This is a genomic window from Agromyces sp. Y182 (assembly GCF_059445385.1).
The window spans coordinates 916741-939440 of sequence record NZ_JCAIUF010000001.1; the positions used below are offsets into that span (position 1 = coordinate 916741).

General features: G+C 67.7%; 29 protein-coding genes. 14 read left to right on the forward strand and 15 right to left on the reverse strand.

From position 1 onward, the window contains the following. Window positions 1-258: 258 nt before the first annotated feature. Window positions 259-1467, reverse strand: a complete 1209-nt coding sequence (locus tag AC1C2R_RS04180) for an alpha/beta hydrolase family protein (RefSeq protein ID WP_495379074.1) — start codon at window positions 1465-1467, stop codon at window positions 259-261. A gap of 131 nt (window positions 1468-1598) precedes the next feature. On the opposite strand from AC1C2R_RS04180, the gene AC1C2R_RS04185 reads away from it, so the two are divergent. Together AC1C2R_RS04185 and AC1C2R_RS04190 are read left to right on the forward strand one after the other, a co-directional pair. Beyond that, a complete protein-coding gene (locus tag AC1C2R_RS04185; protein WP_495379075.1) occupies window positions 1599-2174 on the forward strand; it encodes a GNAT family N-acetyltransferase in 576 nt (191 codons plus the stop codon). 154 nt (window positions 2175-2328) lie between these two features. Further along, window positions 2329-3690 carry an FAD-binding oxidoreductase gene (locus AC1C2R_RS04190; RefSeq protein WP_495379076.1) on the forward strand — a complete coding sequence of 454 codons (1362 nt, stop codon included), beginning with the start codon at window positions 2329-2331 and terminating at the stop codon, window positions 3688-3690. Window positions 3691-3758: 68 nt separating this feature from the next. On the opposite strand, the gene AC1C2R_RS04195 is transcribed toward AC1C2R_RS04190, so the two are convergent. The 6 genes from AC1C2R_RS04195 to AC1C2R_RS04220 are packed head-to-tail and all read right to left on the reverse strand — an operon-like array spanning window position 3759 to window position 7083. Next, window positions 3759-5081 carry a replication-associated recombination protein A gene (locus AC1C2R_RS04195; RefSeq protein WP_495379077.1) on the reverse strand — a complete coding sequence of 441 codons (1323 nt, stop codon included), beginning with the start codon at window positions 5079-5081 and terminating at the stop codon, window positions 3759-3761. Beyond that, entirely contained in the window at window positions 5078-5437 is a 360-nt protein-coding gene (locus AC1C2R_RS04200) for an MmcQ/YjbR family DNA-binding protein (protein WP_495379078.1), read from the reverse strand. The genes AC1C2R_RS04195 and AC1C2R_RS04200 overlap by 4 nt, the downstream gene beginning before the upstream one ends. Further along, the gene (locus AC1C2R_RS04205; RefSeq protein ID WP_495379079.1) at window positions 5434-5595 is read right to left on the reverse strand and encodes an MmcQ/YjbR family DNA-binding protein; all 162 of its coding nucleotides are present in this window, start codon (window positions 5593-5595) and stop codon (window positions 5434-5436) included. The genes AC1C2R_RS04200 and AC1C2R_RS04205 overlap by 4 nt, the downstream gene beginning before the upstream one ends. Window positions 5596-5629: 34 nt before the next feature. Further along, complete coding sequence (locus AC1C2R_RS04210; protein ID WP_495379080.1) at window positions 5630-5959, reverse strand: nuclear transport factor 2 family protein; 330 nt, start codon at window positions 5957-5959, stop codon at window positions 5630-5632. Between the two features lie 58 nt (window positions 5960-6017). Further along, on the reverse strand, window positions 6018-6629 hold the full coding sequence (locus tag AC1C2R_RS04215; protein WP_495379081.1) for a TetR/AcrR family transcriptional regulator: 612 nt from the start codon (window positions 6627-6629) through the stop codon (window positions 6018-6020). 49 nt (window positions 6630-6678) lie between these two features. Beyond that, entirely contained in the window at window positions 6679-7083 is a 405-nt protein-coding gene (locus AC1C2R_RS04220) for an NIPSNAP family protein (protein ID WP_495379082.1), read from the reverse strand. 109 nt (window positions 7084-7192) lie between these two features. On the opposite strand from AC1C2R_RS04220, the gene AC1C2R_RS04225 reads away from it, so the two are divergent. Then, window positions 7193-8395 (forward strand): DNA glycosylase AlkZ-like family protein, encoded by a 1203-nt coding sequence (locus AC1C2R_RS04225; protein WP_495379083.1) that lies wholly within the window; start codon window positions 7193-7195, stop codon window positions 8393-8395. Here AC1C2R_RS04225 and AC1C2R_RS04230 read toward each other — a convergent pair. Further along, entirely contained in the window at window positions 8376-9209 is an 834-nt protein-coding gene (locus AC1C2R_RS04230; protein ID WP_495379084.1) for an alpha/beta fold hydrolase, read from the reverse strand. The two genes, AC1C2R_RS04225 and AC1C2R_RS04230, sit on opposite strands and share 20 nt — an antisense overlap. Window positions 9210-9347: 138 nt before the next feature. Here AC1C2R_RS04230 and AC1C2R_RS04235 point away from each other — a divergent pair, with 138 nt between their 5' ends. The 3 genes from AC1C2R_RS04235 (at window position 9348) to msuE (ending at window position 11526) form a co-directional block, all read left to right on the forward strand. Beyond that, a complete protein-coding gene (locus tag AC1C2R_RS04235) occupies window positions 9348-9848 on the forward strand; it encodes a CGNR zinc finger domain-containing protein (protein ID WP_495379085.1) in 501 nt (166 codons plus the stop codon). 56 nt (window positions 9849-9904) lie between these two features. Beyond that, a complete protein-coding gene (locus tag AC1C2R_RS04240; protein ID WP_495379086.1) occupies window positions 9905-10831 on the forward strand; it encodes a prenyltransferase/squalene oxidase repeat-containing protein in 927 nt (308 codons plus the stop codon). A 107-nt stretch (window positions 10832-10938) separates the two neighbouring features. Then, window positions 10939-11526, forward strand: coding sequence for an FMN reductase (gene msuE / locus AC1C2R_RS04245; RefSeq protein ID WP_495379087.1), 588 nt, complete (start codon window positions 10939-10941; stop codon window positions 11524-11526). Window positions 11527-11626: 100 nt separating this feature from the next. Here the strand turns inward: msuE and AC1C2R_RS04250 are convergent, their stop codons facing one another. After that, on the reverse strand, window positions 11627-12256 hold the full coding sequence (locus AC1C2R_RS04250; RefSeq protein WP_495379088.1) for an NADPH-dependent FMN reductase: 630 nt from the start codon (window positions 12254-12256) through the stop codon (window positions 11627-11629). Window positions 12257-12406: 150 nt separating this feature from the next. Here AC1C2R_RS04250 and AC1C2R_RS04255 point away from each other — a divergent pair, with 150 nt between their 5' ends. From AC1C2R_RS04255 to AC1C2R_RS04265, 3 genes are read left to right on the forward strand one after another with little or no spacing between them, the layout of a single operon-like run. Then, the gene (locus AC1C2R_RS04255; protein ID WP_495379089.1) at window positions 12407-12817 is read left to right on the forward strand and encodes a winged helix-turn-helix transcriptional regulator; all 411 of its coding nucleotides are present in this window, start codon (window positions 12407-12409) and stop codon (window positions 12815-12817) included. 10 nt (window positions 12818-12827) lie between these two features. Then, window positions 12828-13505, forward strand: a complete 678-nt coding sequence (locus AC1C2R_RS04260; protein ID WP_495379090.1) for a Pr6Pr family membrane protein — start codon at window positions 12828-12830, stop codon at window positions 13503-13505. Between the two features lie 10 nt (window positions 13506-13515). Continuing rightward, window positions 13516-13953 carry a VOC family protein gene (locus tag AC1C2R_RS04265; protein WP_495379091.1) on the forward strand — a complete coding sequence of 146 codons (438 nt, stop codon included), beginning with the start codon at window positions 13516-13518 and terminating at the stop codon, window positions 13951-13953. A 257-nt stretch (window positions 13954-14210) separates the two neighbouring features. Here AC1C2R_RS04265 and AC1C2R_RS04270 read toward each other — a convergent pair whose 3' ends face one another. Further along, on the reverse strand, window positions 14211-15140 hold the full coding sequence (locus tag AC1C2R_RS04270; RefSeq protein ID WP_495351303.1) for an NADP-dependent oxidoreductase: 930 nt from the start codon (window positions 15138-15140) through the stop codon (window positions 14211-14213). Window positions 15141-15203: 63 nt separating this feature from the next. On the opposite strand from AC1C2R_RS04270, the gene AC1C2R_RS04275 reads away from it, so the two are divergent. Continuing rightward, window positions 15204-15860, forward strand: a complete 657-nt coding sequence (locus AC1C2R_RS04275) for a TetR/AcrR family transcriptional regulator (RefSeq protein ID WP_495379092.1) — start codon at window positions 15204-15206, stop codon at window positions 15858-15860. A 178-nt stretch (window positions 15861-16038) separates the two neighbouring features. On the opposite strand, the gene AC1C2R_RS04280 is transcribed toward AC1C2R_RS04275, so the two are convergent. Beyond that, on the reverse strand, window positions 16039-16434 hold the full coding sequence (locus tag AC1C2R_RS04280) for a RidA family protein (RefSeq protein WP_495351304.1): 396 nt from the start codon (window positions 16432-16434) through the stop codon (window positions 16039-16041). 133 nt (window positions 16435-16567) lie between these two features. Here AC1C2R_RS04280 and AC1C2R_RS04285 point away from each other — a divergent pair, with 133 nt between their 5' ends. Genes AC1C2R_RS04285 through AC1C2R_RS04295 form a run of 3 tightly spaced genes read left to right on the forward strand, consistent with a single transcriptional unit; the run spans window position 16568 to window position 18341 of the window. Next, complete coding sequence (locus tag AC1C2R_RS04285) at window positions 16568-17554, forward strand: helix-turn-helix transcriptional regulator (RefSeq protein ID WP_495379093.1); 987 nt, start codon at window positions 16568-16570, stop codon at window positions 17552-17554. 40 nt (window positions 17555-17594) lie between these two features. Next, a complete protein-coding gene (locus AC1C2R_RS04290) occupies window positions 17595-18032 on the forward strand; it encodes a hypothetical protein (protein ID WP_495379094.1) in 438 nt (145 codons plus the stop codon). Between the two features lie 9 nt (window positions 18033-18041). After that, window positions 18042-18341, forward strand: a complete 300-nt coding sequence (locus AC1C2R_RS04295) for a transcriptional regulator (protein ID WP_495351306.1) — start codon at window positions 18042-18044, stop codon at window positions 18339-18341. 20 nt (window positions 18342-18361) lie between these two features. On the opposite strand, the gene AC1C2R_RS04300 is transcribed toward AC1C2R_RS04295, so the two are convergent. From AC1C2R_RS04300 to AC1C2R_RS04310, 3 genes are all read right to left on the reverse strand, one after another. Beyond that, window positions 18362-19663, reverse strand: coding sequence for an MFS transporter (locus tag AC1C2R_RS04300; RefSeq protein WP_495379095.1), 1302 nt, complete (start codon window positions 19661-19663; stop codon window positions 18362-18364). An 84-nt stretch (window positions 19664-19747) separates the two neighbouring features. Beyond that, window positions 19748-20260 (reverse strand): GNAT family N-acetyltransferase, encoded by a 513-nt coding sequence (locus tag AC1C2R_RS04305; RefSeq protein ID WP_495351308.1) that lies wholly within the window; start codon window positions 20258-20260, stop codon window positions 19748-19750. A gap of 3 nt (window positions 20261-20263) precedes the next feature. Beyond that, on the reverse strand, window positions 20264-21136 hold the full coding sequence (locus tag AC1C2R_RS04310; RefSeq protein WP_495379096.1) for a helix-turn-helix transcriptional regulator: 873 nt from the start codon (window positions 21134-21136) through the stop codon (window positions 20264-20266). 141 nt (window positions 21137-21277) lie between these two features. On the opposite strand from AC1C2R_RS04310, the gene AC1C2R_RS04315 reads away from it, so the two are divergent. Next, complete coding sequence (locus AC1C2R_RS04315) at window positions 21278-21961, forward strand: SDR family NAD(P)-dependent oxidoreductase (protein ID WP_495351310.1); 684 nt, start codon at window positions 21278-21280, stop codon at window positions 21959-21961. 120 nt (window positions 21962-22081) lie between these two features. Here the strand turns inward: AC1C2R_RS04315 and AC1C2R_RS04320 are convergent, their stop codons facing one another. Continuing rightward, a complete protein-coding gene (locus tag AC1C2R_RS04320) occupies window positions 22082-22591 on the reverse strand; it encodes a MarR family winged helix-turn-helix transcriptional regulator (RefSeq protein ID WP_495379097.1) in 510 nt (169 codons plus the stop codon). Window positions 22592-22700: the final 109 nt, after the last annotated feature.

Below are 22700 nucleotides of genomic sequence, written 5' to 3' on the forward strand. Positions count from 1 at the left end.
CGTCCGGCACCGGTCTCCGACACGGCCCGTCGGCGACGGGGAGGTAACGCATTCATGAACGACGGGCGAAGCGGATGTCGCCGGCGTTCAGCCCAGCGCGACCTCGCGGCAGGTGGTGGCCGAGCGCGCGCGCTCGAGAAGCTCGGATTCCGGCGCGATCACACGACGACCGACGAGCGAGGCGATATCGCTGGAACGTGCTCGCCCTCTAGTAGGAGCCGGCGCTGCGGTCGGGCGTCCCGGCCGGCCCGGCGGCCATCACCCCACTGCCGACGGTGCAGCTTTCTCCAGCCACGGCAGCATGGTGTGCAGCGCCCGCAATGCGACGAGCGCGTGGCCGGTGTCGGCGATGACCTCGCTCGTGACCTCCGTGCCGAGGTCGCGCTGCTGCTGCACGAACGCCGCAGTGACCTCGGGCCGCACGAGCGTGTCGGTCGCACCCTGAGCGACGTACAGCGGCACGTCGAGCCGGGTTGCGCCCGGCGTGTTGTCCTCGAGCAACGTCGCCCAGGGTTCTGTCGACGCCGGATCGGCGGCGAGGAAGCCGCCGATCAACGGGCGACCGATGTCGTGCAGCTCGTCGTTCTGCCCGAGCAGGCAGAGGTCGGCCATGTGCGGCACCGCGGCAACGGCCGCCGGCGTCAGGATGCCATCGAGGTCGATGCCCGGAGTCGACGCGTACACCGAGGCGTACGCGTCGAACGCGTACGAGGCGATCGTGACGCCCGAGATGTCGCCGATATCGGCGTCGAGCAACTTGACGAGGTCCACCGCCGGCGCGGCGACGGCGACCGCCTGCACGTCGAGGTCGGGAGCATAGGAGCCCGCCTGCTCGGCGGCGAACAACGCGGCGTGGCCGCCCTGCGAGTGCCCCCAGAGCGCGACGCGATCGCTCGCGCCGACATCGAGTTGCGCGGCCGCCCGCACCGCGTCGAGCACATTGCGCCCCTCGGTCAGGCCGACGAGGAACGAGTCGGGGCCGGCCGCACCCATGCCCGAATAGTCGGTGGCGACCACGATGTAGCCGCGTTCGATCAGCTCACCCAGCCCTTCGATGAGGTCGAACGGGTCGATGCCGACCGATGGCCCGCACCGCGTCGTCGTGCCGGTCGTCGGATGCGCCCACGACACGACGGTTCGACCCCCGTCGGGAGCGGCACCTTCGGGCGCCGCGACGATGCCCGAGACGAGGATGTCCTCGCCCTCGAGATCGGTCGAGTGGTACAGCACCCGCCACGCTTCGACGCCGTCGGCGGCGCTTGCGAGCGGCTCGCTTCGCACGAGCTCGCCCGGCTCGCCCTCGGGCATCGGCGTCGGAAGCGCGTAGAACGGCCCCTCGGTCAGCGCCTCCTCTGCACCCTCCACGAGCCGGCGCGGCAACGAGCACGCACCGAGTGCGGAGAGCACCAGCGCGGCCACGACGATGGATGCCGCGATTCGGTTCGTTGCGCGGTCGATTCGAGACACGGCACCTCCATGGTCGGCTGATCAGGTGGGATCAGGGTGGCATGATTTCGCCGTTACCGATATGGGCGCCCGCGGGTCGCCGCGGCTGTTGCCGGCTGCCTGCTGTCGGCGGGCGATGGGAGGCTGACGACATGACGATCGAGGTGCGCGCGGCCACGGAGTTCGACGATGTGCAGACGATGGTCGGGCCGAAGAATCCCACGTCGAACGTGTGCTTCTGCCTGAGCTATCGATTGCTCTCGTCGAAAGAGAACCAGGCGTTGCGCGGGCCCGAGCGGGCCGAGCGCGTGCGAGGGCTGTGCAAGCTCGACCCGCCGCCCGGTGTGCTCGCCTACGACGGCGACGAGGTGGTGGGCTGGGCTGCGGTGCATCCGCGCGCCGACACGAGCTTCGCGAAGAACCGGCTGATCCCGCATGTCGACGACCTCGATGCGTGGTCGGTGTGGTGCTTCCGGGTGCGACCCGGGCACCGGAAGAGCGGCATCTCGCACCATCTGCTCGCCGGTGCGGTCGACTTCGCCCGCGAGCACGGCGCGCCGGCGATCGAGGGCTATCCGGTCGACAACCGGGGCGAGAAGGTCGACTTGACCATGGCCTACGTCGGCACCCGCGCGCTCTTCGAGCAGGCGGGGTTCACGAAGGCGGCCGACACCGGCTCGGTGCTGAGCGGGTTTCCGCGGGTGCTCATGCGCCTCGAGCTGCCCTGACCGCGTCCGCCACGGTCGCTCGCCCGAACGTGGTTCAACGCTACGGACGGTGCCGGACGCATGCCTGGTCCGATCGGGGCCGCAGAAATCGGTCCAGTTCGGGCTGCGGATGTCGGAGGCCATCGCTACCGTGGCACACGACGAAAGGACCTCGATGACCTCCTCATCCGGCTCAGACCTGCTCGACCTTCGCTCAGCGCTCAGCGGGTCGCTCATCCTCCCCGGCGACACCGCCTACGAGACGGCACGCATGGCGTGGAACCTCAGTGTCGACCAGCGTCCGGCGGCGATCGTCGAGCCGGCGGATGTCGCTGACATCAGCGCGATCGTCCGCACAGCGTCGGCGGTGGGGCTCGGCGTCACGACCCAGCCCAACGGCCACGGAGCCTACGACGACCTGGCCGGAGTCATCGTGATCCGTCCCTCACGGTTCGACGAGATCGTGGTCGACGAGCAGGCACGTGTGCTGCGGGTGGGCGCCGGCGTCAATTGGGGCCGCGCGCTCGAGCGGCTCGACGGCACCGGGCTCATCGCACTCGCGGGGTCGAACCCCGAGGTCAACGTCGTCGCGCTCGCGATCGGGGGCGGGCACTCGATGTTCAGCCGCCGTTACGGCATCACGGCGCGCTCGATCATCGCGGTCGAGCTCGTCGACGCCGCCGGCGAGGTTCGCCGGGTGAGCGATGTCGACGATGCCGAGCTCATCTGGGCGCTGCGCGGCGGCGGCGGGCTGTTCGGCGTCATCACCGCGATCGAGCTCGCCCTCTATCCCGGCGACGCCATCTTCGGGGGCGGCCTCACCTTCCCGGCCGAGTCCGCCGAAGCGGTCGTCGCCGCAGCCTTCGCACTCGCAGGCGACGAGCCCGAACTCGGGCTCGACATCGGCATGATGCGCTTTCCCGATGCGCCGATGCTCCCTCCGCACCTGCGCGGCCGCACGGTCGCCACAGTCGGTCTCGTGCACGTCGGCGACGAGCAGACGGGGCGCGCGTACGCCGACCGGCTCCTCGCCGTCGCCGAGCCGATCGCGAACACGCTCGTGCCGTTCACGATCGGCTCGCTCGCCGCCGTGGCCGCCGAGCCCGTCGACCCGATGCCCTCGGCCGATTTCGGGGGCGCGCTCGGCGAGCTCGACGATGCGTTCGCCCATGAGTTCGTCGAGGCGTTCCTTCGTGGCGCAGACCACGGACTCATGCGCTGCAGCATCCGTGCAATGGGCGGGGCGATCGCCGACGAGCTCGGCGCGGAGTTCTCTGCGGTCGGCGCGATCCACGCCGAGGGCCTGCTCAGCTCCGGAGTACTCCTGTTCGACCCGTCGACCGATGTCGCGGCAGCGTTCGCGCCGCTTCGCGATCTCGTGGCGAAGTACCCGGGCGGCGGCACCGTGCCGACCTTCCTCGGGGCAGGCGCGCCGCTCGCCGATGCCTACGACCGCGAGGTGCTCGACCGGCTCGCCGCGGTGAAGCAACGCGTCGATCCCGAAGGCGTCATCCGCAGCAACCGAACGCTCGACTGATTCGAACGACCGCCTGACGTTGCGTCAAGGTTCAGAAGCTGCTCGGGGTCGTCTTCGATGCCGGCGGGTTAGTCCACGTCGGATTCGGGAGTGTCGTTGCGGGTTTCGCCGTCCCGGAGCTGCGCCCAGTGGCGCAACCGTTCGGTGATAGCCCGCTCGTATCCACCGGTGGTGGGTTCGTAGAAGGTCTGCCGGGGCATGCCGTCGGGGAAGTAGTTCGCGCCGGAGAACCCGGTCTCGGTGTCGGGGTCGTACTGGTACCCATCGCCGTAGCCCAGGTCTTTCATGAGCCGTGTCGGAGCGTTGAGGATGTGCGCAGGCGGCATCAGCGATCCGGTGCGTTTCGCAGCGGCGCGCGCCTTGTTGAACCCGCGGTAGACGCCGATGGACTTCGGCGCAGTCGCCAGGTAGAGAACCGCCTGCGCGATCGCGAGTTCTCCCTCAGGGGAGCCGAGGCGCTCGTAGACGTCCCACGCGGCGAGTGCCTGTTGGACGGCGTTCGGATCGGCCATGCCGATGTCTTCGGTCGCGAACCGGGTGATGCGGCGGGCGATGAACAGGGGGTCTTCACCACCCTCGAGCATCCGGGCCAACCAGTACAGGGCTGCGTCAGGGTCGGAGCCACGCATCGACTTGTGGAGGGCGGAGATGAGGTTGTAGTGGCCTTCCTGCGCTTTGTCGTAGAGCGGTGCCCGTTTCTGCACGGCGGCGGCGAGGGCGGCCGGGTCGACGGGTCCGGGCAGGGTGTGGACCTGTTCAATCATGTTCAGCAGGTAACGGCCGTCACCGTCCGCCATCGCAATCAGCGCCTGGCGAGCATCATCGGTCAGCGGTAGCGGGTGACCGATGAGCGCTTCGGCCCGGGTGATGAGGGTGCTGAGCGCGACGTCGTCGAGGCGCTTCAGAACGAAGACCTGTGTACGGGATAACAGCGCGCCGTTGAGTTCGAAGCTGGGGTTCTCTGTTGTCGCGCCGACGAGGATGACGGTGCCGTCTTCGACGTAGGGCAGGAACGAGTCCTGCTGGGCGCGGTTGAATCGGTGGATCTCGTCGACGAAGAGCAGCGTGCCTTGACCGACTTCGCGCCGACGCTGCGCGACCTGGAACACCTTACGAAGGTCGGCGACGCCGGAGAACGTGGCGGAAAGCGGTTCGAACGCCAGGTCGGTCTGCTCGGCGAGGAGCCGCGCGATCGTGGTCTTCCCGCACCCGGGCGGCCCCCACAGCACCATCGATACGAGCCTCTGGGCGTCGACCATGCGCCCGATCGGCGCGTCTGCCCCGAGAACATGGCCCTGCCCGACGACATCCTGGAGGGTGCGGGGCCGGAGCCGATCGGCCAGCGGCCGGGAGGCATCGTCGACGTCGAACAGCGACGGCGTCTCGCTCATGATTGCCCCCTCGGCCCGCGGCCGTCTGCGAGGTCGTAGGACGCGTGCACCAGGTGCTCGATGAGCTGTTTCGTGATGCCGGTACCGGGCCCGATGGAGATCCAGTGCCTCTTGTCGAAATAGCGGCCGCTCGTGATGGATTCGATATCACGGCGGAGCGCGTCTCCCTGGTGAGGATCAACCTTCACAGTGATGATCTGCAGGTCGGGATCATCGTCGGTGACGATGAGGAAAACCTTGTCATGCACCTTCCACACGTCAAGGTGCGGGGTGAACGGCCGCCCACGGGTGACGTCATCGAGCGATCGCGCGACCTCACGGGCGTGCTGCTGCAGCTGCTTGCCCGACAGTGTCATAGACCCCTCCTCTTGCCGAAGAAATCGGGATCGACTGGGCGTTTCGCGCGGGGCAGCTTCTCGACCACGACCAGGTAGGACTCGGTGACGAGGTCATCGACGAGAGGTTTTTGCAGGTCCACGCCGGGGTTCGACGTAATCCAGTGCTGCTTGTTCATGTGGTACCCCGGTGTGATGCGTGAACGCGCCGGTTCAGGCGATGACGAATCGCGAGATCAGCCCGCCGGCGAGCTGGAAGGTGAACTCGGCGGGCCCGTTGTATCCGTTGCCCGAGACGGTCACTGTCAACACGTACTCATCGGGAGCGTCTCCCGGCAGCACGCCGTCGACCTCGAAACGCTCCTGTCGGCCGATGTTGTCGGTCTCGTTCCAGCTCGCGACGCCGTCGTGGCCGTGGAACTCCCGCGACATGTCCTTCAGATAGGCATCGGCCGCGAAGGCGGCCACGAAGCCCGCCGAATCGCCGCGGTTCGTCGTGTCGACGAACGCCTGGATCGCCGCCGGCAGTTGCTGCTCCGTCATAATGGCCCTTTTCTGATTCGACGTTCGAACAGTACCGCGCGTGCCGCGCGAGCGCTGCTCACGCGTGGTGCGGCTCCGTCGCGATCGTCGTCGCAATCGAGCGCAGGTATCCCGTGAGCTCAGCTCGGGAGGGTCGAGGAAAACCCGGACCTGATGCCGCGAGGTTGTGGACTGCCCCGGTGATCGCGAACCCGAACGCCGCGGTGTCGACATCATCGCGCACGCGCCCGACTCGCTGCTCACCGATGAGGTAGTCGGCGACGGCGACACCCAGCGAGTCGAAGAACATCGAAGCCTCGGCAGATTCGGAAAGCCGAGCCGTCAGCCGCGCTCCGTCGAGTGACTCCGCGTGGACGAGAGCCGGGGTTTCGGCGTCGAGCAGGATGCTCGCGTAGTGGTCGAGGTTCTCGCTCAGGGAGCAAGCGCCGGCCTCGGAGACCCAAGCGGCCATACGGCGGCCCAGGTCGCCGAGCTCCGACACGGCGACTTCGATCACGAGCTCCTCGCGATCGGCGAAGACTTTGTAGGGCAGGCCGACGGCGCAGCCCGCCTCGCTTGCGAGCCCGCGCATCGTCAATGCCGATGCACCTTCGCGTCGCACGAGGGCACGCGCTTGATCGATGAGGTCCGCCCGGAGACGTTCGGTCGCCTCAGGCGTGCGGCGGGGCACAGAGTGAATCGACGATCGTCACGGGCGGATTCATGGCGTGTTCAGGGTATCAGCGGGCGGAGGCGCCGAGGCTGGCGAAGCCCTCTCGACATTCGACGACCGTCACGCTCGCGCCCGCTGAGCGGTTCGCGTCGAGGGCAGCGGTGAGTCGAGGGCCAGGAGCACCGACCACGGTGATCGTCTCGACGGCTGCGAGCTGGAAGGTTCGTTCGATGAACGGAGCGATAGTGGCGAGATGCTCCTCCATCGCATTCGTGTCTGCGTGCAGCGCGGAGACGGCGAAGCTCGCGTCGCTCAGGCCGACCGACAGCGCGAGGGTGCCTGGCCCTTCAGCGCGAACGGATTCCACGAACTCGGTGACGAGGTCGGCCAGCTCGTCGTGCGCTCCGGGATTGACCCGGTAGACGGCTGAGAAGGCGAGTGGGACTTCTGTGGCTGGTTTCTGTGAACTCATGTTCACGATGTTACTGTGAACGCTCGTTCACGACAACCCCCCGTTGAGACATCCGCTGCCACCGCCCGGGTGACGCGACCCGCAGATGCCCGACGAGTACCGTGACCGTATGGAGCCTCACCGCCTCGACCGCACCCAGGCGCGGCGCATCGCCATCCGCGCGCAGCTGCTCGACGCCTCGCGCCCGACGGAGCTGATCGACGTCGTGCGGCGACTCACGCTGCTGCAGATCGATCCGACCGCCGCGATCGCCCCGAACGCCGATCTGGTGGCCTGGAGCCGCCTCGGCTCGGCGTACCGGCCGGCCGATCTCGTGCACGCGCTCGAAGTCGAGCGCAGTCTGTTCGAGGTCGACGCGCTCATCCGCCCGATCGAGGATCTCGCGTTCTATCGGGCTGACATGGCGACGTGGCCGACCTGGCCGCGCTCTCGCGAATGGCTCGAACAGAACGCGACCTTCCGCCGCGACATCCTGGCGAGGCTCGGCGATTCGCCTGCGCCGCTGCTCTCCCGCGACATCCCCGATACGAGCGTCGTGCCGTGGAAGTCCACCGGCTGGACGCACAACCGCAATGTCGGGCAGATGCTCGAGCTCCTCATGATGCGCGGCGAGATCGCGATCGCCGCACGGCGCGGACGCGAGCGGCTGTGGGACCTCGCCGAACGCGTCTACCCGCTGCACCCGCCCGCGCTCCCGGCCGAGGAGGCGCTCCGGGTGCGCAACGAACGTCGCCTCGCCGCGCTCGGCATCGCGCGCGAGAAGAGCACGACCATGCCACTCGAACCCGTCGACGTCGGACAGGCGGGTGAACCCGCCGTCGTCGACGGTGTGCCCGGAATCTGGCGCGTCGACCCCACCGCGCTCGGCCGGCCGTTCACGGGCCGCACCGCGCTGCTCTCCCCGTTCGACCGTCTGACCTACGACCGCGTGCGAGCGCAGCAACTGTTCGACTTCGAGTACGTGCTCGAGATGTACAAGCCGGCCGCGAAGCGTCGCTGGGGCTACTTCGCGCTGCCGATCCTGCACGACGACCGACTCGTCGGCAAGCTCGACGCCAAGGTCGACCGCAAGGCCGGCATGCTCACCGTGAACGCGATTCACGAGGATGTGCCGTTCACCCGCGACATCCGCCGCGCCGTCGATGACGAGGTGCGCGACCTCGCCGAATGGCTCGGGGTCGAACTGCGCAGTGAGCATCGCGGCGCAGCGATGCCCCGAAGCCGGGGCTCCGGGGCATCGCCGTCTGCAAGGGGTGCAGACCGACCTCTGCGTGCTCTACTTGCGCAGGGCTCTACTTGCGCAGGAAGGTGAGCAGCGCTTCGTTGACCTCTGCGGAGTGGGTCCAGAGCAGGCCGTGCGGCGCGCCCTCGATCTCGACGTAGTCGGCGCTCGGCAGTCGCTTCGCGAACTCGCGCGCGGTGGCGTCGATCGGAAGGATGCGGTCGGCGGTGCCGTGCAGGATGAGTGCGGGCACGTCGATCTTCTCGATGTCGGCGCGGAAGTCGGTGAGCCAGCTCTGCACGACACCCGCTGCGCTGAACCATGACGACGCGGCCGCGATCGCCCAGCTGCCGCGTACGGCGGCTTCACTGATGCGGCTGCCGAGGTTCTCGTCGAGGTTGTAGAAGTTCTGGAAGAAGTCGTCGAACCAGGCGTAGCGGTCGGCCGCGGCGGCCTGCTCGATGCCGGTGAACACCTCGGCCGGCACGCCGGTGGGGTTGCCGTCGGCCTGCACCAGGTAGGGCTCGAGCGAGGCGAGGAACGCGGCCTTGGCGATGCGCTCGCTGCCGTAGGTGCCGAGGTAGCGACCGACCTCACCGGTGCCCATCGAGAAGCCCACGAGCACGACGTCGCGCAGGTCGAGGGTCTCGAGCACGGTGTTGAGGTCGGCGGCGAAGGTGTCGTAGTCGTAGCCGACGGTCGGCTGGCTCGACTGCCCGAACCCGCGGCGGTCGTAGGTGATGACGCGGTAGCCGGCCTCGAGCAATGCGGCCGACTGCAGCTCCCACGAGTGACCGTCGAGCGGGTAGCCGTGGATGAGCACGACCGGCTGACCGGTGCCGTGGTCTTCGTAGTAGAGGTCGATGTTCGTGGAGTTCTCGGTTCCGACGGTGATGTACGACATGGTTCCCCTTCGATCTGACCGGAGTATCTAACCGGCCTTGGTTGTTGTACTGGTTACAACCACATGGAACCACCGTTGTTCCAACCTGTCAAGTGAACTTGTGGGGTTAGAATCGGACGAAAGATGAAGGACGCCGCCATGCCCACCCGCCAGCAACCGTTGCTGCTCGACCTCGTGAACTCGAGGCTCGTCTACGACGACCACGTCGCCGACGAGATCGGCGACGATCGGGCCGCAGCGGCCTGGCTGCGTGAGCGCGGAGCCACCGGCAGCCCCAGCGAGATCGCCGACGCCCGCGCCGTGCGCACGGCTCTCGTCGGGCTGCTTCGCGACGAGGCATCCGTCGCCGTGCTCTCACCGTGGGTCGAAGCCATGCGTCGCCGCGCCGAGCTCACCGACCACGGTGTGCACTGGTGCGATGACGTGCCCGCCGATCGTGCGATCGGCGCCCGCGCGATCGAGGAGTGGGCGGCACTTCAGGGGCCGACCGGGTCGCGCATCCGCCCGTGCGCGGCATCCGACTGCCAGCACTTCCTCATCGACCAGAGCCGGTCGAACGCCCGCAGGTGGCACTCGATGGAGATCTGCGGCAATCGCGAGAAGGCTCGCCGGCACTACGCCCGCGCAAAGCAGGGCTGAGCAGGGCTGAGTTTCCGTCGCTGGCCGCGCCGCGCGAAGTTCGACAGCATGGGCGCATGGATGTCACACAGTGGCTGCTCGACTCCGATCCAGCGATCCGCTGGCAGGTCATGCGAGACCTGCTCGACGCACCGCCGGGTGCGACGGCCGAGGAGCGCTCGCGCATCACGACCGAAGGCTGGGGCGCGAGGCTCCTCGCTCTGCAGCCCGACGACGGCTACTGGGGCGGCGACGAATACGGCCCGAACGGTGAGCGCACGAGCGTCACCTGGACCCTGCACCTGCTGCGCCGATTCGGCATCGATCCGGATGCCCCGCAGACTCGCTCGGCCGTGGCGCGCGTGCGCGACGGGGTGGTCTGGAGAAACTGGGACGAGCTGCCGTACTTCCACGGCGAAGTCGAGGAGTGCATCAACGGCGGTGTGCTCGCCCTGGGCACATACTTCGGCGAGCTCGGCGTGGGGAGCGACCGCATACTCGCGCTGCTGCTGAGCGAGCAGCTCGCAGACGGCGGGTGGAACTGCGAACCGCGCGAAGAGTCGGACCGGTCGTCGTTCGACTCGACACTCTGCGTGCTCGAGGGACTGCTCGCCTACGAACAGGCGGTGCCGGATGCCCCGGCCGACGTCGCGAACGCCCGTCGCCGTGGTGAGGAATACCTGCTCGAGCGAAACCTCTTCCGTCGCCGCTCGACGGGCGAGATCGTGCGCCCCCGGTATGCGAACTTCATGTTCCCGCCCTACTGGCTCTACGACGTGCTGCGCTCGCTCGACTACTTCCGCATCACGGACGACCCGCCCGACCCCCGCATCGCCGACGCGATCGAGTTGCTCCTCGCCGGGCGCGGCGACGACGGACGCTGGCCGGCCGGCGCGCCCTGGCACGGTGAGGTGCACTTCGCCGTCGACGCACCGCAGGGCGAGCCCAGTCGGTGGAACACCCTCCGCGCCTTGCGAGTGCTGCGCTGGTACGACGCTCGATGACCGTTTCACACGGTCGCCTTCGAGGTCGCATGGCGTCGTGTTGCGCCGTCTTACCCCACGCGTCGCGCGAGGTCGTGCGCGGCGGCCGGGGAACCTACCGTCGTGACATGACCGCTTCAGTTTCGATCGTCGCCGTCTCCGGCAGCCTGCATTCGCCGTCGAAGACCACCGCGCTGACACAAGAGATCCTCGACGCATTCACGACCGCGCTCGCCGGCCACGTCGAGGTCGAGACTCACCTGATCGAACTCAGCGAGATCGGGCGCGAGTTCTCGGGCGCGCTCACCCGCGCCGAGCTGAGCCCCATCGCCGAAGAGGCGATTCGGCGCATCGAGTCGGCGACGCTTCTCATCGTCGCGAGCCCGGTCTACCGTGCGAGCTTCACCGGGCTCTTCAAGCACGTGTTCGACTTCGCGGGGCAGTATTCGCTCATCGACAAGCCGGTGCAACTCGCCGCGACCGGGGGCAGCGACCGGCACGCCCTCATCATCGAGCACCAGTTCCGTCCGCTGTTCTCCTTTTTCCAGGCGCTCACCCTGCCGATCGGCGTCTACGCGATCGATGCCGACTTCGTCGACTACCGGGTCGAGTCCGACGCTCTGCGGGACCGCATCGGCCAGGCAGTGCAGCGAGGCGTGCCCGTCGTGCGCGGCCGGCTGCCCGACGCCGTCTCGGAGTACGTCTCCACCTGGTGACGAGCACGGGCTCGGGGGGCGCGAACCGATCGCGGCCGGAGCCCGAGGCGCGACTTCGAGGTGCGGGCCACGCCGGTTCACCCGTTGCGGCCCGCACAACTCATGCCGCCGATTCAGTCGCTTCAGCCGCGTCAGCCGCGTCGACGGCTGCCGTCGCGTCGACCGCCTGGCGAGCACGAAGTTCTGCGAGCGCACCCGACCAGTCGACCAACTGATCGAACAGAGTGTCGAGCGCGTCGGCCTGCCGCTGCTCGGGCTCGAGCACGGTGAAGTCCTTGAAATCGGTATAGAAGCCCAGCGCGACCTGCGAGCGCACCGTCGCCAGCTGCAGTTCGGCGGCGATGAGCCGGAGGTGCTCGACTGCGCGGGCGGCTCCGACGACGCCGTAGCCGACGAAACCGGCCGCTTTGTTGTTCCACTCCTGGTAGAGGTAGTCGATCGCGTTCTTCAGCACACCGCTCGTCGAGTGGTTGTACTCGGGGGTGACGAAGACGAAGCCGTCGAACCCGTCGATGAGGGCCGACCACCGGCGGGTGTGCTCCTGCCCGTATTGCCCCGCGGACGCGGGAATTGCCTCATCGAGGTGCGGCAGCTCGTGATCGATCAGGTCGACGAGTTCGTATTCGGCGTCCGTTCGCGCTCGAGCGCGCTCGAGCACCCAACGGCCGACCTGCTCCCCCTGGCGGCCCGGCCTGGTCGAGCCGACGATGATTGCGATACGTATGGTCATGTTCTCTCCGTTTCGTGGTGTGCCGGCAACGGGAACAGCCCGCAGCCGTCACGTGTTGTCTCTTCCGCCAACATCTGGTCGATGCGGTATATGCCGTTGATCGCATACGCACTTCGAAGTGCCTCGGGAACATGAAGGGAACAAACGCACATGAATGCGGAACACTCGCTCGGCGTCTGCGCCAATGAGCAGAACGCGCGGCAGACCCGGGAACTGCTGACCCTCGTCGGCGACAAGTGGTCGCTGCTCACGGTCGCGCGATTGACCACGGGCGCTCACCGGTTCACGCAATTGCTCGCCGCCATGCCCGGTGTATCGCATCGAATGCTCACGCGAACCCTTCGCGGCCTCGAACGCGAGGGCTTCGTCTCCCGAACCGCGTATGCGGAGTCGCCGCCGAGGGTCGAGTACGCGCTGACCCTACTCGGCCTGGGCTTCGTCGACTCCGTGAAGGACTTCGCCGAGTGGATGGACGAGCACAGCGAGCCGATCCGGCAGAGCCGGGCCGAGTTCGCGGGTTCCCCTGCCCCAGACGGTCGTGCCCATATCGGGGCTGACTAGGCTGACCGGCATGACCCAGCGCCGCCCGGCCCCCGCCACCGCGGTCGCAGTGGTCCGGGTTGTCGAAGGTGTGCTGTGCATTGCGGTTCTCAGTTATGCCTACGGTCTGCGGATTTCAATCGGTGACAACAACCCCTTCGACTACTTCGGATACTTCACCAACCTGACCACCGTGCTCACGAGCGTCGTGCTGATCATCACGGGCGCGGTCTCCCTGCTCGGACGACACGTTCCGAGATGGCTGTCCACCCTGCGAGGAATCGCCACCGCGTGCCTGCTCATCGTCGCGGTCGTCTACAACGTCCTCGTTCCCGGCACCGGGTCCGCACCACTCTGGGTGAGCGTCATCCTGCACATGGTGTTCCCCGCCGCAGTCGCCCTCGACTGGATGCTCGTCGGAGACCGCCCGCGTCTTCCCTGGCGGCAACTCTGGCTCGTCCTCCCATACCCGTTGCTCTGGGTGGGAGTCGTCCTCGTTCGCGGCGCAACCGACGGATGGGTCCCGTACGGGTTCCTCCTTCCTGAACGAGGACTCCCCTCGCTCACCGCACACGTCGTCGGGCTCCTCGGCGCCGTGCTCGCAGCCGGCGCCCTCGTCTGGGCCGCCAGCAGACTGACCGTATTCCCGTTGGTTCACCCGCCGGGCCGGCTTGACTTGAGCACCCAAGATTCCGGGCCGGCTCGGTAGCATGCAATGCATGGCCATCAGACTTGAGAACGTCGGCATCGCTGTTCGCGACCTCGAAGCGACGATCTCCTTCTTCACCGATCTCGGTCTCACGGTCGTCGGCCGTGACACGGTCAGTGGCGAGTGGACCGACACTGCCGTCGGTCTCGATGGCAACCACGCCAACATCGCGATGCTCCAGACGCCAGACGGTCATGGTCGCATCGAGCTCTTCGAGTACATCCACCCCGAAGCGATCGAGACGGAGCCCACTCGTCCCAACGAGATCGGCATGCACCGCGTCGCCTTCTCAGTCGACGACATCGACGAAGCCCTCGAGATAGCCGCGAGGCACGGCTGCCATCCGCTTCGCGGCGTGGCGACGTATCAAGACATCTACAAGCTCACGTACCTCCACGGTCCCAGCGGCATCCTCGTGATGCTCGCCGAGGAACTGAAGAAGAGCTGACCGCCGATCAGCTCGATTCGGGGCGCAGCCCCGCGATGAGGAGTTCGACCATCCGCCGTGCATTGCAGCGGGAATGCGAACCCGCGCCGATGCAGAGGTTGCACCCGGCCGTGACGAGCGCGATCATCGGCCCCCGCACCATGGACCACTTGCACAGCCAACTCGCCGCGGACGACACCGCACTCACCTCCGACATCCTGGACGCGATCGACGCCGTCGACGCCGGGGGCGACGAGGGCGCAGCCCATGAGGATCGGTCATGGCTGCCCGCTGATCTGAAGTACGACCTTGCCGCGGCCATGGCCCGATGCGGCGAGTTCGTGGGCTCGGGCAGCATCATCGAGGGCGAACGCGGCGCGAACGGGAACGTGCAGCCGGCCGGTGTCGGCGAGGTCGGCCGCGACGGCGAGTCCGCGGCGTCCGTCGGGGTCACCCGAGCCGGTGTACGACAAGTGGACGCCGTGCTCTTTCGCCGAGAAGTCGGCGATGGTCACGACACGGTCCGGATCGTCGGTGATGGCCACCAGATCCGAAAGCGATCCTCGCCCCGCGACATCCAAGGCCGCATCGACGCCGTTCGGAGCGAGCTTCGCCACCCGGTCGCGCAAGCCGGGGCCGTAGGTGGTGGGAAGTGCTCCGATCCCACGGAGGAAGTCGTGATTGTGAGCCGATCCGGTTCCGATCACTTGGGCGCCTCGGGCGATCGCGAGCTGAACGACGATGCTGCCCACACCGCCGGCGGCACCGTCGACGAGCAAGGTCGTTCCGTCGTGGACATCGAGCAGGTCGAGCGCCCGGGTCGCCGTCTCTGCACTCGTACCGAGTACGGCAGCCTGTTCCCACGTGAGCGCTGCGGGTCTGCGCGCCCAGAACTGGAGCACCGCGTACTCCGCGGAGGCGCCGCCCAGCAACGTCAGGTCCACGGTTCCGAAGACCTCGTCTCCGGATTCGACAACAGTGACCCCCTCGCCGACCTCGTCCACGACTCCTGCTGCGTCGACTCCGGGGATGTGCGGCCACGTCAACGGTGGCCGCAGCTGGCCGGCGCGCAGCAGCGTGTCTGTCGGAGCCACCCCCGCCGTCCGGACGGCGATACGCACCTGACCCGGGCCCGCGTGCGGCTCCGCGGCAGTCCCGATGGTCAAGACGTCCGGCGAACCGAAGGTGGAGTACTGCACAGCGAACATGGGGTCGTCCTCTCAGATATTGGATCGGGCGCGACTGCACCGCACCTGGAACCTAACGCTGATGTGGAACACGGCGTTCGTTTTCGTGCTGTACTGAGACGGGTGGACAGCACTTTGACTCGGAAGCCTCGTTCCGACGCCCGGCACAATCGTTCTCACATCCTGACGGTGGCGCGCGAGACGTTCGCTGCCGAGGGGCTCGACGTGACGATGCGCGAACTGGCCCGGCGTTCTGCGCTCGGAGCCGCTACGCTCTACCGCCACTTTCCGACCCGGGAAGACCTCATCGTCGCGGCCCTTGCCGATCAGGTCCGCGAGTGTACGGAAGCGGTCGCGGATGCCGCGAGGGATTCAGACGCATGGCGAGGAATCACCACGGTCGTCCACGAGGTCTGCACCCGACAGGTACAGGACCGGGGCTTCATTGCCGCATTGCTGGGATCGGCAACGACCGGGAGAGTCTTCGCCGTGGAACGCGCCCAGAGCGTGCGCGCCCTGGCTCGACTGATGGAGCGAGCGCACCGTGACGGTGCGGTGCGTCCAGACCTGACCGTCGGCGATCTCCGACTCGTCTTGGCCGCGACGGCAACACCTCACCTCTCCGCACTCGATCCCGAGCGGGCGCGAGTCGAGGCCCGTCGACTCGCCGCTCTGCTGCTGCAGGGCATGCGCGCCCAACCCGTCGTCAGCATCGAGCCGCTGCCCACCACCGCCGCGTAGCACGGCGTTAGGCCATTCGAGGACCACGGTCGAAATCGCGGCGGGTTCGGCGAGGTCGAGCTGCACCCAGCCGGTCCCGACGCGGCGTGGATCTGCCAGAGAGAAGACGTGCATCACCATCCGCCCCGCTCCTCGTGCCGGTTGGGCCGGCACGAGAAGCATCAGGAGCGCGTAGGCATCACGCCACGGCGGTGCCCTCGAGTTCGACCATCTGGCCGGGCACCGCCAGCCGTGTCACCCCGAGCATCGTGGTGGTCGGCGCCACCCGCGCGGCACCCAATCGCGACGCCAGTGCCCCGTAGTGCTGGAAGAGCAGATCGACGTCGGTCGTGTAGACGTTGAGCCGCACGAGGTTCGCGAGGGACATGCCGGCCGCGCCGAGCACGGCCTCCAGGTTGTCGAGGCTCAGGGCGAGCTGTGCCGCCATGTCGCCGTCATGCTGAGGCGCGCCGTCACCGCTCATCGCGGTCTGCCCCGAGATGTACAGGGTTCGGGTGTGCCCGGAGACGATCTCCCCCTGGTTGAATCCCATCTCCACCGACCACGTCACCGGGTTCACTGCCGTTCGTTCCATTGCCACATCAGCTCCATTCGATTCATCGGATACGCCCGCCCGCCGGCTCTGCAGCCGCCATCTTCGACGCCGTACTCACGAGCCTTCCAACAAATCACGACACCTTGTGTCATGTATTCGATAGTCTTTCCGCATGCGCGCCGATCGCCTGGTCTCGCTCGTGCTCCTGCTGCGACAGCGTGGTCGGTTGTCTGCGACCACGCTGGCCCGCGAGCTCGAGATCTCCACCCGCACCGTGCTGCGCGACATCGAGGCGCTGTCGGCAGCCGGCGTGCCGGTCTACGCCGACCGTGGCCGGCACGGCGGGTTCACCCTGCTGCCCGGGTTCCGTACCGAGCTCACCGGGCTGAACCACGACGAGGCACTCGCCGTGCTGACCGCCGCATCGCGGCGCGGCGAGCAGGTCTTCGGCCTCGGCTCGGCGCTGGCTTCGGCTGTGCGCAAGGTGGTCGACGCCATGCCCGACGGCCACCTGGCCACCGCGAGCGACGCTGCCCAGCGGTTGCTCGTCGACCCCGAGGCCGATCTGCTCTCACGCCGGCTCGACGCCGACCAGATCCCCGACACGATTATGAGCGAGGTCCGACGGGCAGTGCTCGCCGGGCACCGGCTGCGCATCCACTACGCGGCGGCGGACCGCACTCCGAAGTGGCGCACGGTTGACCCGATCGGCCTCGTCACCGTGCGCGAGAAGGGATACCTGCTCGCCACGACCTCGGGCGCGGATCGCACATACCGGCTGTCCCGCATCTTGGCCGCCGAGGAACTCGCCGAACCCGCACAGCGGCCGGACAAGGTCGATCTGCACCAGGTCTGGCAGGAGCGCAGCACACGGTTCCGCACGGGTGGCGACCACGTCACAGCGCTGGTCAGCGTAGACCCCGCGCGTCGAGAGGAACTGGTGGGCACCGCCCTGACCGTCTTCACCGAGGCATCCGACGCAGATGGCCGCCTACGGCTGGAGGTGACCTTCCAAGACTTGAGACACGCCGAATGGGCACTGTGGCAGCTCAGCACGGACGCGGAAGCCCTCGCCCCGCAGTCGTTGCGCACCGCCCTGCACGACCGCGCCGCCGCGATCGCCACCCGCTACGAAGACTCGCCCTCAGTCCTGCGCTGAGACGTTGACTTTCGAGCAATCGGAGGGTTGACTTTCCAACATGGAAAACGCACCGACGGCCGCGGAGTCGCTGGCGATCGCCGGCGGAGCACGGCGTGCAGCGGTCGAACGCTTGCGGTCGCCCTGGTGGTTCTACCCGGCCCAAGGTGTCGTGCTGGGGCTGACATGTGTCACACTGCTGCTCACGCGCGAGATATGGCCCGGCCTCGCAATGCTCGTCATGGTCGTGCTGATGCGACTTCTCGAGGTGGTGCGCCGCCGCGTGCTGGGTCCGCGTCAGGCAGAGTTCCGGCGTTGGCGTGCGATCAGCTCTGAGATCGCGTCGGGGATCCTCGCCGCCGCCGCCCTGTTCACCGGGCTGTACCTTGTCCACGCCCACCACCTGACGTGGGTGGCCTGGCCGGTGGGTGCCCTGATCTTCTGCATGATCGTCATCGCCGGGTGGCTCTCCGAACGCCCAACACGTACGCGCCGATAGACCTGCGAAATGGCAGCTCGCGCGCTACCGTTCGAACTGAACGAGATCATCCATCCCACTTGGCGTCTCGCGATCTGTGCGTTCTTGTCCGAGGTGGCGGAAGCCGAATTCGCCGCTGTCCGCGACTCGCTCCACATCAGCGACTCCTCGCTGAGCAAACATGTGTCGACCTTGCGGGAGGCCGGGTACGTGGACGTCTACAGGCTCGCCGAAGACGGCCGCCTCCGAACCTGGCTCGCCCTCACGAAAGAAGGCCGCGCGGCATACGCGTCCCATATCCGGGCGCTGCGCCGACTCACCAAAATCTGAGGCCGTCAGACGCTCCAGCCTCAGGAACGCATATCCGCGGCATCCTCATGACGAGCACTGCGCAGCGGCGAGAAGGCGACGACCAGGGCCGCGACTGCGAAGATGATCGCCGCGACTCCGATCGTCAGTTGGTAGCCCAGGAAGGTGGCGAGAAGTCCCGTCAGCAATGCGCCGAAGAAGAAGACGACTCGGTTCACTGTTCGAATGGTCGAGTTCATTCGGCCCTGTATCGCGTCGGGTGCAACGGCCTGCCGGTAGCCGGTGTCATTCGCATCCTCGATGCCCATCGAAAGGCCGTAGACGAATTGCGCAGCTGAGATGACGGGCAAGAGCACGCCGAGGTCGCTCGAGGCATCGATCGGCATGACGGCGAGCACGAGCCAGGGCACGATGACGAGCGCGCGACCCAGGAGGATCGCTCGCCCCGCGCCGAGTCTCACGCCGATACGAGGCGCGAAGAGGGCACCGAGAAAGCCGCCGACTCCCCCGAATGCGAGTGCGACGCCGAATGCCCAGGGTGAAAGTTCCAGCTCCCGCAAGACGAACACTGCGAACACGGTCGACACGATGCTGTTCGCGAGGAACCAGACGTGGATGGAGAGCGCGAGCGGACGGAGGGTCCGGTGCCGATAGGTGTAGCGCATTCCTTCGACGATGTCGTGCCCGATGTGGTGTCCTCGAGTGCGGCGGGGTGGTGCAGTCTCCTCGACGTTGATGCGGGACTGGAGCACCGCCGACACTGCGTTGAGCACCGCGTCGAAGGCGAAGAGGATCGGCGCACCGAGCAGGTTGAGCAGAGCTCCCCCGAGCGCAGGGCCGGCCGTGCCGGCGACGGTCTCGCTCTGTCCGAGCCTCGCGTTGGCCATCACGAGTGAGCTTCGCGGAACGATGTGGGGAAGGAACGGTTGGGCGGCGGAGTCCGCGAAGAGCGTCAGGGTGCCGAGCATCAGGATGACGGTTGCGAGCGACCAGAAGGTGAGTGCGTCGGTGAGGAGGAGCACGGGGATCGACCCGAGAACGATCGCGCGTCCGACGCTCGTGACGACGAGAGCCCGTTGGCGTCGCCATCGGTCCATGAGCGCGCCGACGATCAAGCCGAAGAAGAGATACGGGACGACGCCGAGCGCACTCAGGATGCTGATCTCGACCGGCGTGGCGTTCAGAACCGTGACGATCAGAACCTGGAAGGCGACCGCGGCGATCGTGCCGCCGAAAGCACGGATCGTCGTGGCGCTCCAGAAGAGAGCGAAGGCTGGGAGACGGAGAACCTCGCGCGATCGATTCACGGCGCCAGAACCCGTCTGAGCTGCCACGTCGCGCACTCGCCCAGTGTACGACGGCTGCCGTCGACCCGAATGAGCGGGCTCGATCCGGGTTGTGCCCCGGAGTGCCCGCAAGCCGGCACCTCAACGGGCGTCGGTCGCGCCGTTCGCTCGCACCATCCGAATCGCCTGCACGTCGTCTTCGGCCTTGACCGCCCCGTCGGCGACGAAGCCGTGCTTTCGGTAGAAGGTTTGCGCGCGCGGGTTGGGGTCGGCGACCCAGAGGGAGGCTGGCGCGGTGCGATCGATGACTTCGTCGAGGAGCGCCGAGCCCACCCCAGACCCGTGGAACGCGGCATAAACGTAGAGGACGTACAACTGCTGCGGCCCGTCGGCGCCGTCGAGCGAGGGGCCCGACATCGCAATGCCGATCAGCTCGCCTTCATGCGAAGCAACGGCTGTCGTGTTCTGGCCGTACCGCGGATCGGTCAGGGCCGCAGCCCAGAATCTCTCGCGCCAGCTCAAGAGGCCGGGGTCGTCGAGCACGGCGTCGCTCATCACGCCCCGGTACGTTTCGCGCCAGGTCTCCACATGAACTTTCGCCATGCTCGGTGCGTCGGCCGGTTCGGCGCGACGCACGGCGAAATCGATCGTCATTGCTCAACGGTACTGACCGCCCACGCTCTTCCTGATCTCGTGCGGGATCACTGGGGTGGGCAGAGCTGCAGAAGCGAGGAGAGCCAGCTTGTCCGCATCGCTGGATCCGAGATCCGGGTGGAATACGACGAGCATCAGCCCGTCGGCACCGGCGATGCTCATTCGCTCTCGGTTGAGGGTCAGTTCGCCGACCTGCGGGTGGTCGAACTGCATGATGCCTCCGGTCTGTCCCCGCACTTCGTGTCGTGCCCAAAGCTGGCGGAACCGAGGGCTTGCCAGCGTGAGCTCGCCGGTGAGTTCGATGAAGCGGGGGTCGTCGACGTCGTTCCCGACGGCCTGCCGGAGGTTGGCGATGAGGCATTCCGTGACGTTCGCCCACTCCGGGTACAGCGCTTGGCCTGCTGGGTCGAGGAACATGTCCCGCAGCTGGTTGCCGCCGACGGCCAGGCGGGGGTCGACTGCGCGGGCCAGCGGGTTGGAAGCCAGGACGTCGAAGTAGCGGTCCTCGATGAACGCGGGTTGGGCGAGAGCCGCCAGCAGCTTCAGGGCGCCCGGTGGCGCAGTCTGCTTGCGGGGTCGGCGTCTGCGCTGCCGAGGAATCTCTGCGACGAGGGTGAGGAGGTGAGCGAAGTGGTCGTCGTCGAGGTGGAGAACGCGGGCGATCGATTCGAGCACTTGCGGGGATGGGTTGCGGTCGCGGCCGCGTTCCAACCGCAGATAGTAGTCCGCGCTGATGCCCGCGAGCATGGCGACTTCCTCCCGCCGCAGCCCCGGCACCCGCCGTGCACCACCGTCGGGGATACCGACCAGCTGCGGTGTCACCAGCTCGCGTCGTGCTCGAAGGAATACCCCGAGAGCGTTCACCGACTTGTCCATGCGACAACTCTAGGTCGGCCTGGTGGCCGGAGGGAGGGCCCTGCCAGGCCCCGGTCTCGAGGGGGCTCTGGGTGAGCGCCACGGCCGCTTCTACGCTGCCGGAAGGGGCTCTTCGGGCCCGCACCATTCGAGAGGACAGACATGACCGTCGCATTGATCACAGGGGCCAACAGAGGCATCGGCTTCGAGACCGCGAAGCAGCTGCTGGAGATGGGTCACACCGTTTACCTCGGCGCTCGTGATGCCGAACGAGGCGAGCGCGCCGCGGCAACGCTCGGAGCACGTTTCGTACAACTCGACGTCACCGACGATGCATCCGTGTCGAGTGCGCTGGCGGTGATCGACGCGGCGGAGGGGCACCTCGACGTCCTCGTGCACAACGCCGGTGTGCTGGACACCGCACTCGACGGCCCGTCTGCCCTGCGCTCGTTCGACACGAACGCAGTGGGCATCGTGCGTGTCACGGAGGCCGCCCTGCCCCTGCTCCGCCGCTCGTCGAACCCGAACGTCGTCACCATCTCGAGCAGTGCTGGATCGTTCTGGGCGGTCACCAACCCAGAACGGCCCGAATTCCAGCTGCCGCTCGCGCTGTACTCAGCGTCCAAGACCGCAGCGACCATGCTCACCGTCCACTACGCGAAGGCGCAGCCAGGCATCAAGTTCAACGCCATCGAGCCCGGCACCACCGCCACCGACATGACCGCTGCGTTCGGCATCGGTCGATCGGTCGAGGAGACCGCGCGGGTCGTCGCGCGGTGGGCGACCCTGCGCGTGGACGGCCCGACCGGAACCTTCCAGGACGAAGCGGGCGAACTGAGGTGGTGAGTACACCGACTTCGTCGAACCGGTACTGAACGACGGGCCGGCGGGGGCTCAGCCGAGGCGGGCATCGACGCGGCCTCGACGAAACCGCCCGGCAGTCACGAGCAGCGCGGCGGTCCCGCCTCAGTCGCGTTCGTGCCCGAGGCGTCGCAGCAGCGCGGCCAGGGTCGCCTGCTCTTCACGACTGAGCCCGCGCAATTCCTCGGCCTCCCGCTCGGCGAGCAGCCGCATGGCATCATCCACGCGCGTCGCCCCGTCGGGCGTGAGGCGAACGAGCACGCTGCGCCCGTCGCGCGGGTTGGGCCGTCGCTCGACGAGACCGCGCCGGGAGAGGTTGTCGAGTCGGTTCGTCATCGCCGCGCTGCCGATCATGGTCGCCTCGATCAGCTGCGCCGGGCTGAACTCGTGCGGGGGCTCGGTGCGGCGAAGCGCGGCGAGGACGTCGAACTCCCACGCCGCGAGCCCCGCACCGCTGAAGGCACTGGCTCGCAGTCGGCCGAGGCGGTTCGCCACGCGACGCAGGCGCGACATCACATCGAGCGGAGTCAGGTCGACGCCGGGCAATCGGCGCGACCACGCGTCGATGAGCAGATCGACCTCGTCGTCGCCGCGCTCATTCGTGATCCGGGGCATACGGCCACGGTATCCCGATGAGACGGTGCGAGCCCACCCCGCATCGACCGTTCGACCGCCGCGCGGCGATGACCGAGTGAAACTGCGTCAGACTGGAAGGTAGCCGCCG

Excerpts from the sequence above, each read along its gene's own strand:
- AC1C2R_RS04185 (WP_495379075.1), top strand. The coding sequence starts at position 1,599 with ATGACGATCGAGGTGCGCGCGGCCACGGAGTTCGACGATGTGCAGACG.
- AC1C2R_RS04190 (WP_495379076.1), top strand. The coding sequence starts at position 2,329 with ATGACCTCCTCATCCGGCTCAGACCTGCTCGACCTTCGCTCAGCGCTC.
- AC1C2R_RS04195 (WP_495379077.1), bottom strand. The coding sequence starts at position 5,081 with ATGAGCGAGACGCCGTCGCTGTTCGACGTCGACGATGCCTCCCGGCCG.
- AC1C2R_RS04200 (WP_495379078.1), bottom strand. The coding sequence starts at position 5,437 with ATGACACTGTCGGGCAAGCAGCTGCAGCAGCACGCCCGTGAGGTCGCG.
- AC1C2R_RS04205 (WP_495379079.1), bottom strand. The coding sequence starts at position 5,595 with ATGAACAAGCAGCACTGGATTACGTCGAACCCCGGCGTGGACCTGCAA.
- AC1C2R_RS04210 (WP_495379080.1), bottom strand. The coding sequence starts at position 5,959 with ATGACGGAGCAGCAACTGCCGGCGGCGATCCAGGCGTTCGTCGACACG.
- AC1C2R_RS04220 (WP_495379082.1), bottom strand. The coding sequence starts at position 7,083 with ATGAGTTCACAGAAACCAGCCACAGAAGTCCCACTCGCCTTCTCAGCC.
- AC1C2R_RS04225 (WP_495379083.1), top strand. The coding sequence starts at position 7,193 with ATGGAGCCTCACCGCCTCGACCGCACCCAGGCGCGGCGCATCGCCATC.
- AC1C2R_RS04230 (WP_495379084.1), bottom strand. The coding sequence starts at position 9,209 with ATGTCGTACATCACCGTCGGAACCGAGAACTCCACGAACATCGACCTC.
- AC1C2R_RS04235 (WP_495379085.1), top strand. The coding sequence starts at position 9,348 with ATGCCCACCCGCCAGCAACCGTTGCTGCTCGACCTCGTGAACTCGAGG.
- AC1C2R_RS04240 (WP_495379086.1), top strand. The coding sequence starts at position 9,905 with ATGGATGTCACACAGTGGCTGCTCGACTCCGATCCAGCGATCCGCTGG.
- msuE (WP_495379087.1), top strand. The coding sequence starts at position 10,939 with ATGACCGCTTCAGTTTCGATCGTCGCCGTCTCCGGCAGCCTGCATTCG.
- AC1C2R_RS04250 (WP_495379088.1), bottom strand. The coding sequence starts at position 12,256 with ATGACCATACGTATCGCAATCATCGTCGGCTCGACCAGGCCGGGCCGC.
- AC1C2R_RS04255 (WP_495379089.1), top strand. The coding sequence starts at position 12,407 with ATGAATGCGGAACACTCGCTCGGCGTCTGCGCCAATGAGCAGAACGCG.
- AC1C2R_RS04260 (WP_495379090.1), top strand. The coding sequence starts at position 12,828 with ATGACCCAGCGCCGCCCGGCCCCCGCCACCGCGGTCGCAGTGGTCCGG.
- AC1C2R_RS04265 (WP_495379091.1), top strand. The coding sequence starts at position 13,516 with ATGGCCATCAGACTTGAGAACGTCGGCATCGCTGTTCGCGACCTCGAA.
- AC1C2R_RS04270 (WP_495351303.1), bottom strand. The coding sequence starts at position 15,140 with ATGTTCGCTGTGCAGTACTCCACCTTCGGTTCGCCGGACGTCTTGACC.
- AC1C2R_RS04280 (WP_495351304.1), bottom strand. The coding sequence starts at position 16,434 with ATGGAACGAACGGCAGTGAACCCGGTGACGTGGTCGGTGGAGATGGGA.
- AC1C2R_RS04285 (WP_495379093.1), top strand. The coding sequence starts at position 16,568 with ATGCGCGCCGATCGCCTGGTCTCGCTCGTGCTCCTGCTGCGACAGCGT.
- AC1C2R_RS04290 (WP_495379094.1), top strand. The coding sequence starts at position 17,595 with ATGGAAAACGCACCGACGGCCGCGGAGTCGCTGGCGATCGCCGGCGGA.
- AC1C2R_RS04295 (WP_495351306.1), top strand. The coding sequence starts at position 18,042 with ATGGCAGCTCGCGCGCTACCGTTCGAACTGAACGAGATCATCCATCCC.
- AC1C2R_RS04305 (WP_495351308.1), bottom strand. The coding sequence starts at position 20,260 with ATGACGATCGATTTCGCCGTGCGTCGCGCCGAACCGGCCGACGCACCG.
- AC1C2R_RS04310 (WP_495379096.1), bottom strand. The coding sequence starts at position 21,136 with ATGGACAAGTCGGTGAACGCTCTCGGGGTATTCCTTCGAGCACGACGC.
- AC1C2R_RS04315 (WP_495351310.1), top strand. The coding sequence starts at position 21,278 with ATGACCGTCGCATTGATCACAGGGGCCAACAGAGGCATCGGCTTCGAG.
- AC1C2R_RS04320 (WP_495379097.1), bottom strand. The coding sequence starts at position 22,591 with ATGCCCCGGATCACGAATGAGCGCGGCGACGACGAGGTCGATCTGCTC.